Origin of the sequence: Halobacillus litoralis, assembly GCF_009856415.1 — a bacterium.
Taxonomy (GTDB): Bacteria; Bacillota; Bacilli; order Bacillales; family Halobacillaceae; genus Halobacillus; species Halobacillus litoralis_C.
In genome coordinates this window covers 495,319-513,892 of record NZ_WMEZ01000001.1, presented here as the reverse complement: position 1 = coordinate 513,892, position 18,574 = coordinate 495,319, and the positions used below count along the sequence as shown (strand labels likewise).

Annotated in this window: 17 protein-coding genes; 7 read left to right on the top strand and 10 right to left on the bottom strand. The window is 45.4% G+C overall.

Going from position 1 to position 18,574, the window contains the following annotated elements; all coding sequences use genetic code 11:
• Positions 1 to 61: 61 nt before the first annotated feature.
• The gene (locus GLV98_RS02765; RefSeq protein WP_160911894.1) at positions 62 to 985 is read left to right on the top strand and encodes an aldo/keto reductase; all 924 of its coding nucleotides are present in this window, start codon (positions 62 to 64) and stop codon (positions 983 to 985) included.
• A 73-nt stretch (positions 986 to 1,058) separates the two neighbouring features.
• Here GLV98_RS02765 and GLV98_RS02760 read toward each other — a convergent pair whose 3' ends face one another.
• The gene (locus GLV98_RS02760) at positions 1,059 to 2,114 is read right to left on the bottom strand and encodes a dipeptidase (protein WP_160911891.1); all 1,056 of its coding nucleotides are present in this window, start codon (positions 2,112 to 2,114) and stop codon (positions 1,059 to 1,061) included.
• 737 nt (positions 2,115 to 2,851) lie between these two features.
• On the opposite strand from GLV98_RS02760, the gene GLV98_RS02755 reads away from it, so the two are divergent.
• Both GLV98_RS02755 and GLV98_RS02750 read left to right on the top strand, forming a co-directional pair.
• The gene (locus GLV98_RS02755; RefSeq protein WP_160911889.1) at positions 2,852 to 4,633 is read left to right on the top strand and encodes a M3 family oligoendopeptidase; all 1,782 of its coding nucleotides are present in this window, start codon (positions 2,852 to 2,854) and stop codon (positions 4,631 to 4,633) included.
• Positions 4,634 to 4,825: 192 nt separating this feature from the next.
• The gene (locus GLV98_RS02750) at positions 4,826 to 5,113 is read left to right on the top strand and encodes a putative quinol monooxygenase (RefSeq protein ID WP_337193720.1); all 288 of its coding nucleotides are present in this window, start codon (positions 4,826 to 4,828) and stop codon (positions 5,111 to 5,113) included.
• 100 nt (positions 5,114 to 5,213) lie between these two features.
• Here GLV98_RS02750 and GLV98_RS02745 read toward each other — a convergent pair whose 3' ends face one another.
• Positions 5,214 to 5,744: a DinB family protein gene (locus GLV98_RS02745; protein ID WP_160911885.1), complete on the bottom strand. Its 531-nt coding sequence runs from the start codon at positions 5,742 to 5,744 to the stop codon at positions 5,214 to 5,216.
• Positions 5,745 to 6,355: 611 nt separating this feature from the next.
• On the opposite strand from GLV98_RS02745, the gene GLV98_RS02740 reads away from it, so the two are divergent.
• From GLV98_RS02740 to GLV98_RS02730, 3 genes are all read left to right on the top strand, one after another.
• Positions 6,356 to 7,498 (top strand): glycosyltransferase family 4 protein, encoded by a 1,143-nt coding sequence (locus tag GLV98_RS02740; protein ID WP_160911883.1) that lies wholly within the window; start codon positions 6,356 to 6,358, stop codon positions 7,496 to 7,498.
• Between the two features lie 18 nt (positions 7,499 to 7,516).
• The gene (locus tag GLV98_RS02735) at positions 7,517 to 8,842 is read left to right on the top strand and encodes a UDP-glucose dehydrogenase family protein (RefSeq protein WP_160911881.1); all 1,326 of its coding nucleotides are present in this window, start codon (positions 7,517 to 7,519) and stop codon (positions 8,840 to 8,842) included.
• A gap of 295 nt (positions 8,843 to 9,137) precedes the next feature.
• Positions 9,138 to 10,586 carry an MDR family MFS transporter gene (locus tag GLV98_RS02730; protein ID WP_160911879.1) on the top strand — a complete coding sequence of 483 codons (1,449 nt, stop codon included), beginning with the start codon at positions 9,138 to 9,140 and terminating at the stop codon, positions 10,584 to 10,586.
• A gap of 125 nt (positions 10,587 to 10,711) precedes the next feature.
• On the opposite strand, the gene GLV98_RS02725 is transcribed toward GLV98_RS02730, so the two are convergent.
• From GLV98_RS02725 to GLV98_RS02710, 4 genes are all read right to left on the bottom strand, one after another.
• Positions 10,712 to 11,818 carry an NAD(P)/FAD-dependent oxidoreductase gene (locus GLV98_RS02725; protein ID WP_160911877.1) on the bottom strand — a complete coding sequence of 369 codons (1,107 nt, stop codon included), beginning with the start codon at positions 11,816 to 11,818 and terminating at the stop codon, positions 10,712 to 10,714.
• A gap of 78 nt (positions 11,819 to 11,896) precedes the next feature.
• Entirely contained in the window at positions 11,897 to 13,219 is a 1,323-nt protein-coding gene (locus GLV98_RS02720; protein ID WP_160911875.1) for a cytochrome P450, read from the bottom strand.
• A 613-nt stretch (positions 13,220 to 13,832) separates the two neighbouring features.
• On the bottom strand, positions 13,833 to 14,243 hold the full coding sequence (locus tag GLV98_RS02715) for an RDD family protein (protein WP_160911873.1): 411 nt from the start codon (positions 14,241 to 14,243) through the stop codon (positions 13,833 to 13,835).
• A gap of 178 nt (positions 14,244 to 14,421) precedes the next feature.
• The gene (locus GLV98_RS02710; RefSeq protein WP_160911871.1) at positions 14,422 to 14,907 is read right to left on the bottom strand and encodes a DinB family protein; all 486 of its coding nucleotides are present in this window, start codon (positions 14,905 to 14,907) and stop codon (positions 14,422 to 14,424) included.
• 107 nt (positions 14,908 to 15,014) lie between these two features.
• On the opposite strand from GLV98_RS02710, the gene GLV98_RS02705 reads away from it, so the two are divergent.
• Positions 15,015 to 15,200, top strand: coding sequence for a hypothetical protein (locus GLV98_RS02705; RefSeq protein ID WP_160911869.1), 186 nt, complete (start codon positions 15,015 to 15,017; stop codon positions 15,198 to 15,200).
• Between the two features lie 274 nt (positions 15,201 to 15,474).
• On the opposite strand, the gene GLV98_RS02700 is transcribed toward GLV98_RS02705, so the two are convergent.
• The 4 genes from GLV98_RS02700 to GLV98_RS02685 all read right to left on the bottom strand — a co-directional run bounded on the left by GLV98_RS02700 (position 15,475) and on the right by GLV98_RS02685 (position 18,558).
• Positions 15,475 to 15,813, bottom strand: coding sequence for a DUF1048 domain-containing protein (locus GLV98_RS02700; protein ID WP_160911867.1), 339 nt, complete (start codon positions 15,811 to 15,813; stop codon positions 15,475 to 15,477).
• Positions 15,814 to 15,825: 12 nt separating this feature from the next.
• Positions 15,826 to 16,149 carry a PadR family transcriptional regulator gene (locus GLV98_RS02695; RefSeq protein WP_160911865.1) on the bottom strand — a complete coding sequence of 108 codons (324 nt, stop codon included), beginning with the start codon at positions 16,147 to 16,149 and terminating at the stop codon, positions 15,826 to 15,828.
• 341 nt (positions 16,150 to 16,490) lie between these two features.
• Positions 16,491 to 17,261, bottom strand: coding sequence for an alpha/beta hydrolase (locus GLV98_RS02690; protein ID WP_160911863.1), 771 nt, complete (start codon positions 17,259 to 17,261; stop codon positions 16,491 to 16,493).
• A gap of 232 nt (positions 17,262 to 17,493) precedes the next feature.
• On the bottom strand, positions 17,494 to 18,558 hold the full coding sequence (locus GLV98_RS02685; RefSeq protein ID WP_160911861.1) for an NAD(P)H-dependent flavin oxidoreductase: 1,065 nt from the start codon (positions 18,556 to 18,558) through the stop codon (positions 17,494 to 17,496).
• Positions 18,559 to 18,574 lie beyond the last annotated feature (16 nt).

Below are 18,574 nucleotides of genomic sequence, written 5' to 3'. Positions count from 1 at the left end.
ATCACAGGAGTGGCATGGAACCGGAATAATCCGCTACACTTAATTTGGAAAGGATGATACCATGAACAAACGTCAATTAGGATCTTCAGATTTATACGTATCCGAAATCAGCCTTGGGTGCATGTCACTCGGGACCGATCATAACAAAGCGAAAGACATTATCACCCGCGCCGTCGATGCCGGGATCAATTACTTAGATACCGCCGACTTGTACGATTTTGGAGAAAACGAAAAAATTGTAGGGGAAGCGGTCAAAGGAAAAAGAGACGATTTATTAATCGGAACGAAAGTAGGCAACAACTTTAATCCTGGTGAGAAAGACTGGCACTGGGACCCATCCAAAAAACATATCAAAGAAGGTGTGAAAGACAGCCTGAAACGACTGGGTATCGATTATATCGACCTTTACCAGCTGCATGGCGGCACAATTGAAGACCCGATTGAAGAAAGCATCGAAGCTTTCGAAGAGCTTAAACAAGAAGGGCTCATCAGAGAGTACGGCATCTCTTCGATCCGTCCGAATGTCATCAAAGAATATGTAGAAAAATCCAGCATCGTCAGTGTAATGATGCAATACAATGCTCTTGACCGCCGTCCGGAAGAAGAAATTCTCAACCTGCTTGCAGACAATGAAATCAGCGTCCTTGCGAGGGGGCCTCTGGCAAAGGGAATGTTATCTTCGAAAGGACAGGAAAAAGCCCAAGAAAAAGCAGAAAATGGATTTTTAGAGTACAGCCAAGAGGAAGTGTTGGAAATCGCGAAGCAATGGCAATCGTTCACCTCTGACGAGAAAACGGCAGAAACGCTTGCGCTTCAATATGTCCTGCAAAGTCCTACCGTCGCGACCGCTGTCTTCGGAGCAAGCTCCGTGGAGCAGCTCAATGACAACTTGCGCTACCTTGAATCCCCTCCATTGACGGAGCAAACGTATAAGGATATGCAAGCACTGACAAGAGGAATTACCTATCAGAAACATAGAGCCTAATCATGAATGACAAACCAAAAAACGAGGATGCCCCGGCCAAGGGCATCCTCGTTTTTTTCGTAGTAAGCGTGGATCAGCTCTTATCTTTCCATGTTTCCTTAAGAACACGAAGCCAATTTTTATAGGCGAGCATTTCCATATCCTCCGTGCTCAATCCTTCCTTTTTCAATAGATCAAATAATTTCGGCACACCGGTCACATCTTTGAGAGCGGTCGGCACCCGGGTTCCGTCAAAATCCGAACCTAAAGCGACATGGTCGATTCCGATGCGATCGATCATGTAATGGATATGTTTCGTGATGTCAGATAATGCGGCTCCTTCATTATTACCACCATCTTCTGTCACCATATTGGGATTAATACTATAAGTGACCCCGATCAAGCCATTCGAATTTCCGATCGCATCGATTTGTTTGTCTGTCAGATTCCTGGTAACCGAACAGATCTGATGAGCATTGGAATGCGTAGCTACAAGCGGAGCATCACTGATGGAGGCGACGTCCCAAAACCCTTTTTCATTCAAATGGGATAGGTCGATCATGATTCCTAATCGGTTACACTCGCGGACGAGATTTTTCCCGGCTTCCGTAAGCCCTGGCCCCGTATCTGGAGAGGAAGGGAAACGATACGGAACCCCCTCCCCGAATGCGTTTGCTCTGCTCCACACAGGACCGACCGATCGCAACCCCGCTTCATATAAGACAGAGAGCGCATGCAAGTCTTGATCAATGCCCTCGGCTCCCTCGATATGTAAGATTCCCGCCATGTACTCTCCTGCAATCGCCCGTTCCAAGTCTCCGACGGTACGTGCTGCTTTAAACTTCCCACCCGATTCTGCTTCCATTTTCAAGAAGCGGGCAACCATCTTAAGGGTGTACTCGTAAGCATAGGCATAAGATAACGGTCTCGGAAACGGTTTCTCATAACCCTTCTCTGTTTTGTAGGCGACGGGAAGGGGATCGGTATCAGGATTCGGACAGAAAACGGCGTAGAAACCTGCGGCCATTCCAGAACGATGCCCTCTTGGCCAATCGATGTGCCCTTCTTTCGTCCCAGTGAAGAATGGCTTCACTCCATTTTCAAAGTTCATCATCGTATCATTATGTCCATCTATGAACGGTACTTTCATCTATTTCTCCTCCTTATAAATCATCTTGCTCCATCACAGGTGTGGAATACTCAGTTTCGAGACTTTTGTTAAGTGGATGGGGGCTGCGGGGAATGGCTCGCTTTCCGCGGGAGCGCGGTGAGCCTCCTCGGACTTCGTCCTGTGGGGTCTCACCATGCCCTTTTTTCCCGCAGGAGTCTCGCCATTCCCCTCCGCCCCTTTGCCATACATGTATCTCGAAACCACCTTCCAGAACAAGCAGTTATTGAACGCTATGGAAGTTGATGAATTCAACTTTCAAACAGACAGTCCCCGAGTACCAGCGCATGCTATAGAGCCCTTTTTACTATAAAGCAGCGGATACGGAAGACGCTCGACCCGTGTATATGGATCGATAGGTGTGATTGGGCACCTGTCCAGGGGATAAGGAGATAGCGAGATTCCGTAGGACGCAGTCCGAGGAATCTCTGCGATCCCCCACAGAAAAGTGTTCAAATGCGGGATCCCCCTGCTGGACACGAGTATTAGGTCGATGAAGCTAGACGAGTAGCTCCCCAGCCTCCCCTGACGCTCAAATGAAGCAATTAACCCAGGACATCTCAAACTTGAGTTTTCAATAATCCTCCTCCATTTTTTAACAACATATTTTTAAAATGCGCTCCTGCGTCGGGGATAGGAGCGGGAGTCCGTCTTGAGGATGATGAAGATTTTTCCAAAGTCTATTACACTAATACTATCAAAACCATAGGAGGAATCATATGAAGAACACGGTAATGAAAAAATGGGATTTGGAGCGTCTTTTTCCTGACGGGCTTGAAGATGTACTGACGAAAAAGAATGAACAATTGGAAACCCTTCATAATCAGATCAAGCACTCAAAAACTCCTGAAAACTTTAACGATTTCCTATTGATGGTAGAAGAAGTACAAAAGCTTTACTCTGACGTTTTTGCCATTGATGAATACGCGATCTGCCTATCTTCTGAAGATGTGCAGGATCGTAATGGCCACTACTTTATGGATCAAAGCCAACGTTTAAAAGCAAAAATGGAGACCTTGCTGCTGACTTTCAATCATTCTCTCGCAGCGATCCATGAATCTTCCTGGCATGAATGGATGCGAGCTGAGGAATTTGCCGAAATCCACACGTCTTTAATGGAGCGGAGAAAACAGGTGAAAGACCGGTTAGCGCCTGAATTGGAACAGGCGATCCACACCTTATCCATGAATGGTTTCGAGGGATGGGAAGACCTTTTTGAGCAGGAATTCGCCAGTCTTCGTGTTCCTGTGGAGGAAGATGGTAAACGGACGGAACTCTCATTTGATATGGCTTTCATGAAGGCGATGTTATCGAAGGATCGGTCTGTCCGCGCTTCCATTGCAACGTCAATCATTGAGGTATGCAAACAGAACCAGGACCGGTTTGCCATTATCTTTAACCATTTCGCCGGTTTCCGGAATGATTTGTATGAGTTGCGAGGCTGGACGAACCCACTGAAAGAAATGTATGAGCAGAACAGAATTACGGAATCCTCTGTGAACAGCATGATGAAAGCTTTACATGAGCATAAGGATCTTTTGTATCGATTCTTGAAAAGGAAAGCACAGGTCGACGACATTCCAAAACCGGACTGGTATGATTTATATGCACCTTCTTTCACGGCTAAGACTACACTTACATATGAAGAGGCAACGGAAATTGTTATCAAGCAGTTCTCTCAATATAGTGAGAAACTCGGAGACTTCGCCAAGCAGGCTTTCCATGAGGGATGGGTCGATGCGGAGCCACACGAAAACAAGCGTCACGGTGCCTTTTGTGCCTCGTTTCCCCATGCGAAAGAAAGCCGTGTGCTCCTCTCCTTCCAAGGAACGTATCAGGATGTTGTGACCATGGCGCATGAACTCGGGCATGCTTATCACAATACGTTGCTTCATGAACAGCCCGGCTTCGCCCAGCATGCAGGTACAGGGCTTGCGGAAACAGCGTCCACGTTCGCGGAAAATCTAGTATTGGACGCTGTCATCGATCTCGCAGAAACAGAAGAAGACGCCCTTTCCCTCTTAGAAATGAAAATTATCAATGGACTGAAGTATACGACCTTCATTCCTGCAAAATTTGAATTCGAAAATGATTTTTATGAAAAACGAAAACAAGGAAAGCTCTCTTCCTCAGAGATCATCGATTTGATGGAAGCAAAAGAACGGGACTGGTTCGGAGAAGAGCTGGAACATGTGAATGCTTATAATTGGATGAGCATCCCTCATTTTTATGATACCGAAAAAGCTTTTTATAACCTTCCCTACACAATCGGTTATCTGTTCAGTAATGGCATTTACTCTCAATACAAAGAAAGTCCAACATCATTCCCTGAAAAGTACGAGGACCTTTTAAGTCATTCGGGAGATTTGCCGATGGATGAACTGTGTGCAGACTTTCTCGGCCAAGACCTAAACACGCAGACGTTCTGGAACGAGTCCTTCCGCCCCTTGGAGGAAGCCATTGAAGATTACCTCAAGAGAACAGAAAACGATCTATCGTAAAAATGGAGAAGCGGCACTCTACGAATTGTAGGGGGCCGTTTCTTTCTTTAAGGCTATGTAGAATCTTTATTAGCAAGAGTGGTGGAAATAAAAGGGGATTTGGGTCCAGTTGTAGAACATTGAACGGGTCATAAAAAAAGGAGGACGATCCGATCATGAGAAACAAAATTCAGTTTGTTCGGTAAGTTTACTGTGCTGGAAGGTGAACGTGAAACAATGGTGGATCTTTTGTTGGAAGCAGCTGAATCCTTGCAGAACCTTAATGACTGCGATGTCTATCTCGTGAATATTTCTGAAAGTGAACCAAATGCTGTCTTTGTTTATGAAGTGTGGAAGAGCGAAGATGCTCATCAAGCTTCTCTGACTCTCGAAACTACACAATCGTTGATCCGGCGCGCAAAACCATTCATAACGGGAATGGAGAGAGTCGAAACCTTACAAACAAGAGGCGGAAAGGGTATTGGACAGCATTCTGATTGAATGGACGAGTATGTAAATGGATCATGGGATACTAAAAAATAGAACTTCCCATATTAAGGAAGTTCTATTTTAGTATGATCTTATAAACCTATTTTTTATGTTAGAAACTACTGATTTTCCGCTGTTTCTTCGAACGGATCATGGCACGGATCTGCCCGCGGTGGCTGATTTCATCTTCCATGACATGGAACCAAAGGTAGTAAGGGTTGTATTTCACGCCATTCGGCCAGGATCGTTCCTCGAACAGCCAATCATCGTCCTTTTCTTTCAAGTATTCAAGCGTCATATCTCTCGTCGCCTCAAGGAGATCCAAATAGTCGTCCACCGGTAAAGATCGGAATTTCGCGCGGGCCCTGTCCCCCAGTTCAAGCGCCGCTCCCCATTCTTCCTGTTCATCCTCTGTTAAATCCCTCTCGTCAAAACTGATGGCTTGATGGACAAACTCAATCGCCGCCATGTGGGAGAGAAGCATACCAATGGAGTTTCCACCGGTTTCGCACTCATCAAGTTCATCCTGCGTGAGATCCGCTACTTCCTGAATCGTCACCGCACGTGCGTGTTCAAGCATACATACGAGTTCCCCGATTTTCTCAGTAAAACCTTTTTCTGATTGAACTTGATAAGAAATCATGAAAACTTCCTCCTCTTCTTTTTTACATTTTCTCAAGTTTTAAGCCTGGATTCTTTGTTTTCTTACAGGCTTATTTTATATATTCGACACTTTCATGCCTTAACCTTCTTCAAAACGTTGAGACGCTCGAATTTTGTAGATATTTTTGTTGTTTAATCTTGATTAAATGACGGTATATGCTAAGTATGAACAAAGCGGTGATGTCTGTTCGTCAAAATTTCGTTAGCCCCATCAAACACTAAGGAGGAAACAAAAGATGAACATTAAAGTGGGCATTTGGAACAAGTTGACAAACCAAGACAAGATGACCCTATTAAAAGCCGTCAGCCAACACTCTCTTACAAAAAAATCAGCGTAATTATACACAGCCTTCCACGAAACTCTCTTCATTCCATCGCCATACTTTCCAACATAACCCGGTAGCAGCCTCCATAATCTTCTGACAAAACCTGCATAGGCAGGTTTTTTGTCGTTCTCTCCTTTTTGTCAAGCTCATGTAAAGATGTGTTCCATTCTTCCCTCTCTTGCATAAACCCTTTTTCCAGCGAATAGATAAGTACCGAAGGACAAGGACACACACCGCTCTTCGGTTAAAAAGGGGGAATGGAAGAATGAAAGTGGCGATTTTCACAGATACGTATGTACCACAAGTCAATGGAGTCGCTCGTACATTAAAAAGATGGACCGGATACCTTGATAAGAAACGCATTCCTTACAGGGTGTATGCTCCAGACGTGAGAAGCAATGAAGAGTACGGCGATTCTATTCATAGATTTAACAGTGTTCCTTTCTGGTTATATCCGGAATGCCGTCTGGCTCTTCCTAATTTGATGAAAATCAAAAGAGATCTTGACGTTTTCCAGCCCGACCTGATTCATATCGCCACCCCCTTCAACCTCGGTCTCGCGGGGCTCCATTTCGGAAAGAAAATGGACATTCCGCTCGTGGGTTCTTATCATACGCATTTCGATCAATATTTAGACTATTATAAATTGTCTTTCCTCTCCCCTTTTGTCTGGAAATATATGCAATGGTTCCATCAGCCTTTAAAAAAGACATTCGTCCCTTCCCTTCATACGAAAAGAGAATTAGAGCTTCACGGGTTCCACAAGATCGAACTGTGGCAGAGAGGTGTGGACCATCATCACTTTTCCCCTGTTCAAAGTGATGATCGTGTACGAAAGCATTTCAAAATCGACGCCCCTATCCTATTAACCTATGTCGGAAGACTCGCACCGGAAAAAGGACTCGACACCCTCATGAATGTGGCCAAAAACCTCCCTCACGTTATGAATAAAAACATTCACTGGCTCATCGTAGGAGACGGTCCTTTACGTAATCATCTTCAGTCGGTTGCCCCTCAGAACATGACATTCGCCGGTTATCAGGATGGAGAAAGTCTTGCTCGCATTTACGCCTCTTCCACGTTATTCATTTTTCCCTCAGCCACCGAAACGTTCGGTAACGTCGTTCTAGAATCCTTATCCTCCGGAACACCTGTAGTCGCCGCAAACGCCGGTGGTGTAACCGAGATTGTGAACCATGGAAAAACAGGCTTGTTATGTACACCGCATGATCATAACTCTTTCACCCAGGGAATCATCGAACTTCTTTCTGATCAAAAAAGGCTGGCATCAATGAGAAAACAGGCACGGCAAGAAGCGCTCGAGAGTTCATGGGAAGAAATCTTTGAACAACTGCTCAGAGATTACAAAGATGCGATTGGCGAAGTGAAGCTCGCCTCTTTCGCCTAGGGACAGGAGAAGATGAATATGAGAAAAATCACAGTCATCGGTACAGGTTACGTCGGTTTGGTTACTGGAACCTGTCTTGCGAACCTCGGTCATGAAGTCACTTGTGTGGATATTGATGAGGAAAGGATAGACGCCTTGAACGATGGACATTGTCCTTTCCATGAGCCTGGACTCTTATCATTGATAAAATCCAACCTTTTAGAAAAAAGACTGCGTTTCACGACCATCCTGAAAAAAGCTGTTCACCACGCAGAAGCCATTTTCATTGCCGTCGGCACACCGGAAAACGAAGACGGGTCGGCGGATCTCTCTTATGTAAAGAGTGCCGTCCAGAACCTATCCCCCTATATCAACGATGGAACACTGATCATTATCAAAAGTACGGTCCCTCCTGGAACCAATCAGAAAGTCCGTGAATGGATGCAGTCGGATTCTGGACGGACGTTCCATGTCGTATCCAATCCAGAGTTTCTTAGAGAAGGATCCGCTCTTCATGATTTCTTTTATGGTGACCGCATCGTCATCGGCTCTACAGACAATAATGCAGGACGATTCCTTGAAGATATCTACAGTAAAATCAACACTCCGTTTTTGCAGACAGACCCGTTAAGTGCAGAAATGATCAAATATGCGTCCAATGCTTTTTTGGCGACGAAAATCAGTTTCATCAATGAAATCTCTTCTGTCTGCGGGGATTTAGGTGCAGATATAGAGCAAGTGGCCCAAGGAATGGGGATGGACAGTCGCATAGGAGAGCAATTCCTACGGGCAGGAATCGGGTTTGGCGGCTCATGTTTCCCAAAAGACACCAAAGCTCTGGTCCAGGTGGCACAGGAAACCGGTCATCCCTTCAAGCTCCTATCTGCGGTCATGGATGTGAATGAAAGGCAAAAGAACCTTTTGATTGATAAAGCATTGAAACGCTATGGCAGCCTGAAGGGAAAGCACGTTGCGGTACTTGGACTTGCTTTTAAACCGAATACCGATGATATCCGTGAATCTCCGGGGATTTCGCTGATCAAACGCCTCCAAAAACTCGGGTCCATTCCGATCGCTTATGATCCTGTCGTCAAAAACATCCCTTACTGTGCAGTCAATAATTCCATCCATGAAGTGTTATCAGGTGCCGACTTTGCGATGATCTGCACAGAGTGGCCTTCCATCAGTGACTTACCTTTAGACGTCTATGAAAATACAATGAAGGAAGCCGTCCTATTTGATGGGCGTAATTGTTATGCACGGGAGGATTTTGAAGGTAGAACCATCGAGTACCATTCTGTAGGACGCCAACCGTATGAAGGACTCATCACAAATAAGCAATCCATAAAATTCAAGCTTTTGTAAGCTCCCCCTTTATTTTCTTTCAATCTAAGAAGTGAGCGCTTATGTAAAGTAACATCTTCAAAAAATCTTTAAAACAGAAAACCTCGATGGATGTAGGATACCATCGAGGTTTTCCTGTTCCCTATTAGTGGATGGTCATGGCTTACCGCTCTATTCATGATCTTCTTTTTCCGAAGAAAAAAGCACCAATGAAGTTTACATAATATTAAACTAGTAAACTGAGTTGGATGAGTTGTTCTTCCATCCCAGCCAGGAGTATAATGTTATATTAGTTGATTCATAGGAGGACGACATTATGACATCCAAAGGCACCAACAAAGTGCTCATGGCAGCCCTTTTACTGGCTGGTTCCTTTATTACGATATTAAATCAGACGCTCATGATTACAGCCATCCCTCCCATCATGGATGAGATGAATGTAACAGCGAACTCCGCCCAGTGGCTGACCACCGTTTTCATGCTCGTGAACGGTGTAATGATCCCTGTCAGTGCATTCCTTATCGAGCGATTCACAACGAGGCAGCTTTTCATATCGGCCATGAGTGTCTTTGCATTCGGGACGATTCTTGGTGGACTGGCATTGAATTTCCCCCTCCTCCTTTTAGGAAGGGTCGTCCAGTCCGCTGGAGCAGGGGTGATGCTGCCTTTGATGCAGACGGTTTTTCTCATGATTTTCCCCGTCCATAAACGCGGAGCAGCTATGGGATATATCGGACTCGTCATTTCATTCGCACCAGCGATTGGACCTGCGCTCAGCGGTTATATCACATCCGCCTATACGTGGAGATATTTGTTCTGGATGATCTTACCTCTGGCCATTTTGATTATTGTTCTCGCCTACTTCATCCTGAAAAACGTTACCGAACTCTCCTATCCTAAGGTTGATCCAGTTTCCATCATCCTATCTTCCATAGGGTTCGGAGGACTTTTATACGGTTTCACACTAGCTGGAAACCAGGGATGGACGAGCATCGACACGGTAACCGTCTTGCTCATCGGTGCCGTAACCTTGACCTTGTTCATTCGGAGACAATTACGGATGCACCACCCGATGCTGGAGTTCCGCGTTTTCAAGTACCCAGTCTTTGCCATCACGACGGTTATCGCCATGATTACTTTCTTAGGATTGATCGGAGCAGAAACCTTGATTCCATTGTATATGCAGGACATGCGTGATTTCTCTGCTTTTGAATCCGGGCTCGCTTTACTTCCGGGGGCGGTCATCACAGCATTCATGTCACCGATCACCGGGCGTATTTTTGACAAAATCGGTGCGCGACTGCTCGCTGTTGTCGGACTCACGATCATTACAGGAGCAACGCTTGCCTTTTCATTCTTGAACATCGAGACGACATTCACGACGATCACTGTCTTATACGCGATCCGTATGTTCGGATTATCAATGGTCATGATGCCTGTGACGACAGCAGGATTGAATCAATTGCCTAAAAAGCTCATCCCCCACGGGGCTGCGATGAGCAACACGATGCGGATGGTAGCAGCTTCTGTCGGTACAGCGATTCTCGTCACCGTGATGACAACAACGGCCCAATCCGCCGAAAGCAATCCGACGATCGACCACCCTTCGATTTATGGTGTGAACATCGCATTCTTTATCGTCACGGCATTGTCCCTTGCCGGGTTGATTCTCGCTTTCTTCGTCAAGCGGACCTATCCGCCGGATGAAGAGCAAGTCAATGAACCAGAAGCAGAGCGTGAATATCAAAAAGCAGAAAGCCATTAAATGAAAGTACGACCAATCTTACACATCCCTTCTTTCCTTGTGAGAATATTTGGTCTTAGAGAAATGGAAAAACGTAAACACCACAAAAGGCTCCCTTATTCGATGAGGGAGCCTTTTTTATATGACTATTTGAATAAATGATTCGCCGTATAGTTGGTAAAATCGAGTTCGGTACCTTCCTCTAACAAGTACTTGACAAGCTCAGATCCAATATAAGGACCGCTCGTCAGCCCAGAGGCCCCTAAACCATTAGCTACCACGATGTTTTCATGACCCGGAACCTTTCCAATGACTGGTGTTGAACCCGGGGTGAAAGGCCTGAATCCGACATTTGTTTTAATATAGGTGGCGTCTGCAAGTCCAGGAGCAACACGAAGGGCTTTATCCATCAACTGATGGACAGAACCTGCGGTGACTCTGGAGTCAGACACTTTCTCTTTCGTCGCGCCAATGACGATCCGCCCTTTCCCTAAAGTGAGAATATAGTGGTTGAACGGTGGGAGCATCACAGGCCAATTCTCCGTATCGTAATTCCTCATGTCTACATGAACAATCTGCGCTTTTTCAAAAGTGACCTGTGGGCTCATGCCGATCGGTTCGAACAACGGCTTTGTCCATGCCCCATTCGAGACCACAATCCGGTCAGCAAAGATTTTTTCTCCATTTACATAGACGCCTTCGACACGTTTGTTCTCATAAAGGAATGCAGCTTCTCCGCTTATAAAAGTCGCTCCATTTTTCTTGGCTGCCCTTATGAGTGAGGAGGTGACTTCCGCTCCATTTACTCGAGCACCCCCTGAGATGTGAAGCGCTCGATAGTGTTCCGCTACAGGTGGGAACATCTCTTTCGTCTCTTTTGGGGAAAGGCAGGAGATCTCCCCCATTTCCGGAGCTTGCTCTTTCCTTTCAAGAGCAACCTGTCGTTTCTTTTCCAATTTTTCTTCCGTATCAAATATATTGATTGCTCCCACCCGCTTATAGCCGGTTTGAGTTTCCCCAGCTTCAGCAAGTTCCTCCATTAAAGCAGGGTAATATTTCGCCCCACCTGTGACGAGAGGATACCAAACTTTGTTGCTTCTGTTCGTCAGCCACGGACAGACGATTCCTGCCGCATTGCGCGTCGCCTGTTCCGGATCATTCCGATCGATGACGATCACTTCTTCCCCTTTTTTCGCGAGATGGTACGCCGTCGACGCCCCTAATATCCCTGCTCCAATAATGATTGTTTTCATACGAACACCTTCTATCCCTGTCATTTCATCTGTTGTTATTGTACATGAACAGAAAGGCAGGGTACAGGAAATAAAAGCTCAGCTGTTGCCTGCTCCTTTTTTCGATAATTGAACTTTCAGGCCATGCTTCATCCGAAGCGTGACCAAAGGCTCTGCCTTGACAGGAAAAGCGTCAGAAGAAGGCGCAAACGTGTACGATTTAATAAGAGACGAGAGGATGACCAGCATCTCAAGCATGGCGAAGTGCTGTCCGATGCAAACACGCGGCCCACCACCGAATGGCAGATATAAATAATCAGGCCCTCCGAGAAGTCGGCCATCCTCAAAACGTTCAGGCAGAAACTCGTCGGGATAATCGATATACCTTCGGTGCCGATGCATCAGGTAAGGACTGACCATCACAGTCGCTCCTTTTTTGATGAAGGTGGATCCAATGTTCACATCTTCTTTGGCACGCCTGCCAAACATCCATGCTGGAGGATACAAGCGCATACTTTCAAGAATCACTTTTTTCGTATATAAAAGGTTCCCCGTTTCCTCGACGGAAGGAGTATCGCTTGAAAGGGTTTGTTCGATTTCGCTTTCGACTTTCTGATAACAGTCGGGGTGCTTCATGAGTAATTGGAGCGTCCATATCAATGCGGACGCTGTCGTTTCATGGCCGGCGAGAAACACGGTCATCACTTCATCACGGAGCTGCCTGGCATCCATTTTATTCCCTTCTGCATCTTCAGCCTCCTTCATGACGCTGAGAAGGTGTTCTCCGGAGGCGTGAGGCTGATGGATAATCGAATAAACCACCTCGTCCAACTTATCGACCGCATCATCGAACAGCTTGTTCCGAACCGTTTTCCATGAACGTGGCGATTTAAAAACACTACGGATCCTCTCGGTGGCGATTTCCATCGCGGTATCCAGCTGCTGCCCAACTTTATCATGGTCCGCTCTCACCTCTGTACCGAACATCGTTTCTGTAATGATCTTGAGCGTGATACTTCTAATATCTTCAGAAATCAACCGCTCTCCATCCTTCCAGAGAGAGGTATGGTCTGTAACGACTCTCCCCATCGTTTCACAATAGCGCTGAATATGCTTTGGAGTAAAAAAAGGCTGTATTTTGCGACGTTGTTGTTTATGAAGCTGCCCTTCACTCAATAACAAGCCTTTCCCTAGTAGTGGTTCCAATTCCTGAAAAGGTTTGGACTTGTAAAAGGAGTCCGCTTTTCTTACGAGCACCTCCTGAATCAAGGCCGGATGCATCAACATGAACATCGGTCGATGAGCAAACCTGAACCTTGTGACGGGTTTCTGTGTCTCTTCCATTTCCATCAGAAATGCGAGTGGATCCTTTTTAAATGCCGGCAATTGACCTAGCGGCGAACGACTCTTCCATTTATGCATAAAGTACCCCCTTCAACCTTCTATTAGAGCGTACTAGAGTCCACCTCATTTTATTCATTCCATTTAGAACCATCTAAACTTCCCTTTTAAAAATTTCGAGATGTTTTCCGAGGTTCGTTGCTATGTTGAGGGTCAGGGTGGCTGGGAAGCTACTCGTCTAGCTCCATCGCCCACGGGAGTCTTGCAGCTTCCCAACCAACCCATTCAGTATAGGAGAGAAACGAACCCACCTACATGGATGAAGCGTCTGCCATAACCACTGATTTATCGATGAAAAGTGCTATATCAAACTCTCACAAACGGTATTCCTGGGCTGGTTATCTTAATTCCACCACCTCCCTCATGCTGAAAAGCTGCTTATTCAGCGGTTTCGAGATACTAATATGGCAAAGGGGCGGAGGGGAATGGCGAGACTCCTGCGGGAAAAAAGTGCAGGGTGAGACCCCACAGGACGCAGTCCGAGGAGGCTCACCGCGCTCCCGCGGAAAGCGAGCCATTCTCCGCAGCCACCATCCACTCACCAAATGTCTCGAAACTGATATTTTTTATAAGAGGTTGTGACTGGAGTTATGGGGATGAATAGGAAAAGTCGATGGGAGGTTCCATCGACTTTTCAGGGGATGTTTTTCACATAGGTTTGAGCAAGCAGATCGTGAATGGCTCGTTTGTCTTTTCTAAAAGCGATCATAAAAGCACTCACAACAGAAGCGATTCCGAATGTAATCACGCCGAGGAGAAATTTACCGATGACTTCTCTAATGAACATCTGGAATAGCCCTACAGGCTGATCTCCTTCTTTCCTGATTTTGATTGTCAGTATCCTTTTCCCTACGACATACCCGCTCCATATCACAGGAAGTACGGTCAAATAACCCACGTAAATGACCTGCCATAACCATCCGTCCGTTACATCCGTGCTCCAATCTCCCTGATACAGAGACCATAAGAGATTCATAGGAACCGTAATGATGAGTCCATCCAAAATCAAGGCGAAAAACCGGCTCCAAAATCCAGCTCGTTCCATCAATCTACCTCCTTCCCATCTGGGAGTATCCGAATGATTTCTATGATGAAATAACCGATGAGAAAATAAAACACAAAGGACAAATCAAAGGATTTTTCAGAGAGCAGCGAGACTAAAAACACACCAAGGACGACGCCATTGCCTGTCCGTGTTAGTTTCTCAATCGCCTTATGTATCATCAGAATAAATTTTCGACACCCTGGGCCCTTTTCATGGCAGATATCGTTCCTTGATGTAGACCTTCGTGCCAGATGGTGAAATTCAACACTTCATCCAACGTCCGGAAGACGATCCCCCCGCCAAGGTCAAAAGGCTTTTCCCCTTCTTCCGATAAGCGTCCCTCGTACGTTTGAATCAAACGCTCGGTTTGAGACTCCAGCTCTTTTCTAAGATCAGACAGACGCGGGACCTCTTCCGGCCATTCGTCTGGCGATGTTCCTCCATTGAATAGTTGGATATATCCTTCTGGTATAAAGGCTTCTTCCCCTGTAAACCGAGCTAGCAAGTTTTCCTGAGAAACGAAAATATGCCCAAAGTTCCAACGGATGTTATTCAAAAACCCTTCTGGTTTTGCATCCGCTACCTCTTCTGTCGTAGCATCAAGCGCGGCAAGACTTCTCTTCCTGACAAAACGCATTTGTTGAAATAAGCTTTCTTCTTTCATTCTTCCACCACCTTCACAGATTCAGAAAAATCAATCACCTTTACTATAGCATGAACCAATCCAAGTATATATGTTAATCTAGTAAGGAAAGAAAGGGAGGAAATCCTATGAATCAAGATATGAAAATAGGCATTGCACTGATCAGCAGCTTTTTAATATTCATGGTCGGCATATTCCGGTTATTCACAGCTGAACTTCAAGATATACCACTTTTTGTAGCTTACATACTTACGATAACAGGCTTGGTTGGGGTCATAACGAATGGGTGGAAGTGGAAAAAACGGGAGAATTAACTCTCCCGTTTTTTAACGTAGATCACCGAAGGCAATTGGCTGAATGGGCAAAGACCCAGGTTTAGTCACTTTTTGATGCGGTGGAGTGCTTCATGAATGCTTTTTCAATCCAGACCACACACTAGTTTGTAAGACTGATATTCTGTATAACTTACTACCAAAGTAAAAATAAAACGGAAGGTTGTATTCTCATTGATAACCATCACCGGAGTCAATAAAGTTGATCGAATTTATTTTCCCTAAATCTGCATGATTGAATAGGACTCATATTTCCCTAGCCACGGCCCACCGTATCGTTTAACCTTGTTCGATACTTATCTTTCCAAGTTTTCTCATCCTCTAACAGGTCGTCACAGAAAGCGGCCACATCATCACCAGTAAGATCAGTGACTTTCCTGTTTTCTGCAGCCCCCTGTTCGAAGAGATCAAGAATACCGTCAAAGATCCGTTTTGTATCCTTCCAGTCTGTAGGACCGCCGGTGGTCCACATATACTTTTGGATGGCTTTGTAAGCGTTATGGTACTCACTTGGGAGCGCCTTCGCGCGTGCCTCCATCGCTCTCCATTCCCGCTTGTCATCCAGACTCCCAATAATTTTTTCAAAAATGCTCATCTTATCTCTCCTTTACTTTTCGTTTTTCAGTTCGTTAATTTTGCTTGAGACGAATTCCCATTTGCCCCAAAAGGTTTGAAGATGCTCCTGCCCTGCAGCGTTGAGTGTGTAAAATTTCCTAGGTGGTCCCATAGTGGACGGCTTTTTCTCAATGTCCACAAGGTTGTTTTTCTCAAGTCGCATGGTAATCGTATAAACGGTGCCTTCGACTACATCCGTGAAGCCGAGTTTTCGTAGCTGTTGTGTGATTTCATAGCCATAGGTTTCACCACGACTGATGATCTCAAGCACACAACCTTCAAGCACCCCTTTCATCATTTCTCTGAAGTTTCCCATTTTTACCTACCTTTGTCGTTTGTACTTCGGAGTATTCCGTTGTATAAATCTTTCAGCACTAATACTAAGTAATACTTATTACCATTATATAGTATTACTTATTAGCTGAATCGTCAAGGGAAAACATTTCATCAAAACCCCTTCTCAAAAGAGTACAAGTGTGATCAGCAGCTTTTTAATATTCATGGTCGGCCTATTCCGGTTTATTTACAGCTGAACTTCAGGATGTCCCACTTTTTGTAGCTTACATACGTACGATCACCGGCTTGATTGGGATCATAACGAATGGTTGGGAGTGGAAAAAACGGGTGAACTGCCTTTTGGACAATCGCTACGAGGCTTCAAAGAATTCCTTGAATACTAGAAAATATTTGAGGTACCCTGCTTTTAAACGACGTATAATGATGCGTACCGCCACTGATGACGGAACATGTAAAGTCGGTTACCTTTTCTTTTAATATACGGGCAACTCTCTCGTTTGAAGTATAGAACCTTTTGTTAATTTCTTCATCTTTCCCCTCTCGATCCCCCCAATCCAAGTAAAGACTATGGATTGATGAAAGGTCCGATTTTTTAATCAGCTCTTCTATTTGTTCCTGGTTCCGCCAAAAAGCTGAAGAGAAACCCACGACATTTTTATAGATTTGCGGGTATTTACATGCGGCATAAACAGAAACCAGACCACCTAAGGATATTCCCACCATGGATGTATCCTCTGTTAAAGTGTGGTATTTACGATCAATGAAAGGCTTAAGCTCTTTCGTAATGAAATCGATATATTGCTTCCCCTTACCTCCTAGTTTACATGGATACCCCAGCATTCGTTCACTGTAGGCCCCATTGATCCAAGGACAGTATTCATTGATTCTCTCTTCTGGGTTCTGATCGATTGCTACAACAATGACTTTCAAACGATTCTCATCTAAGTAGTCTTCCAATGATAATGAGATGCCACCGATTGCATCAGAATCCCGAAACACGTTCTGGCCATCATGTATATAGATGACAGGGTAACGTTTTTTATCATTTGGATTGTACCCTTCAGGTAGATAAACACGTACTTTTCTCTTTTCTTTAAACGGCGTCATATGAACTTGAAATATTTCAAGCATGTTATCCCCCTCCCGTTCTGCTTTCTTATCATTCGATTCCTGAATTCCACGCAGAAATGGAAATCTTCTACATACATGATAAAAAATCACTCCAAGTCTCCATTCCTTCTACTTTTGCTACAGCCTAAATCCTGAACTAAAAAAGAACCTGCCACACATGCAGGTTCTCACCATGATCTCTAGCTTAACTTATCTTTCCGCTGCAAACAGCAATGAATGAGGCCAGGATCTGTTACATTTTTTCGTTTTCCAGGTCAAAAACAATCGACTCCACAATGGAAGAAGCGGATTGGCTCGTGCTTAATCGGGGGCTCTGCCCTGACCACAGCGACATATATTCAGGACGGTTTTGACTGGCCGCTTCCTTTCTTATGTCTTTTGTGAGCGTGTTTTGTAGAGGATATGCTAAAAGATGATGACCTTCCCCGTTTTCCATTTTCTCGATAAAAGAATTCCGAATTCCTCTTGCTGGCTTCCCGCTGAAAACAGAAGTGACAACGGTTTCCGTTTCCTTTGTATTCAAAATCGCCTCTTTATGTTGAACTTTCGCACCACTCTCCTTACAAGTGACAAAAGCTGTTCCAAGCTGGGCGGCTTGAGCTCCCAGGGCGAGGGCAGCCTTGATCCCACGCCCATCCATGATTCCACCGGCCGCAATGACAGGAATCTTCACGTGGTCGACCACCTGAGGCACGAGCGACATCGTACCGATCATGGCATCATCGAAAGCGCCGGAAAAAGTCCCTCTATGACCGCCCGCTTCACTTCCTTGTGCGACAACCATATCCATTCCATACTCTTCGTTGATGATTGCTTCTTCCACCGTGGTAGCCGTACCGATCACAACGATCTCCTCTTTTTTCAAATCCTTGATCACTTCACGCGTCGGCACCCCGAAGGTGAAACTCACGACGGGAACTTGTTCCGTCATCAGTCCTTCGATTTGTTTTTCAAAAAGAGCAACGTCCTGCTCAGGCGTCGGTTCTTGTTCGATCCCTAGCTCGTTGCGGTAAGGTTCTAACCACTTGTTCGCCTCGGCTATTTCTTCCTCTGTCGCTTGAGGGTTTTGAGGGACAAAAACGTTCACACCGAAGGTCCGGTTTGTGATTCGCTTGATTTCCTTCACACTTTGGACCATAGCCTCAGGGGTCATATACCCTGCCCCCAAATTCCCCAGCGCTCCAGTATTCGAAACCGCTGAAACCAGTTCGGGTGTCGTTACTCCCCCCGCCATGCCTGCCTGAATGATTGGATAATCAATGTTCAGCACATCAATCAGAGAATTTCCCTTCCACATGGATTCTGCTCCTTTC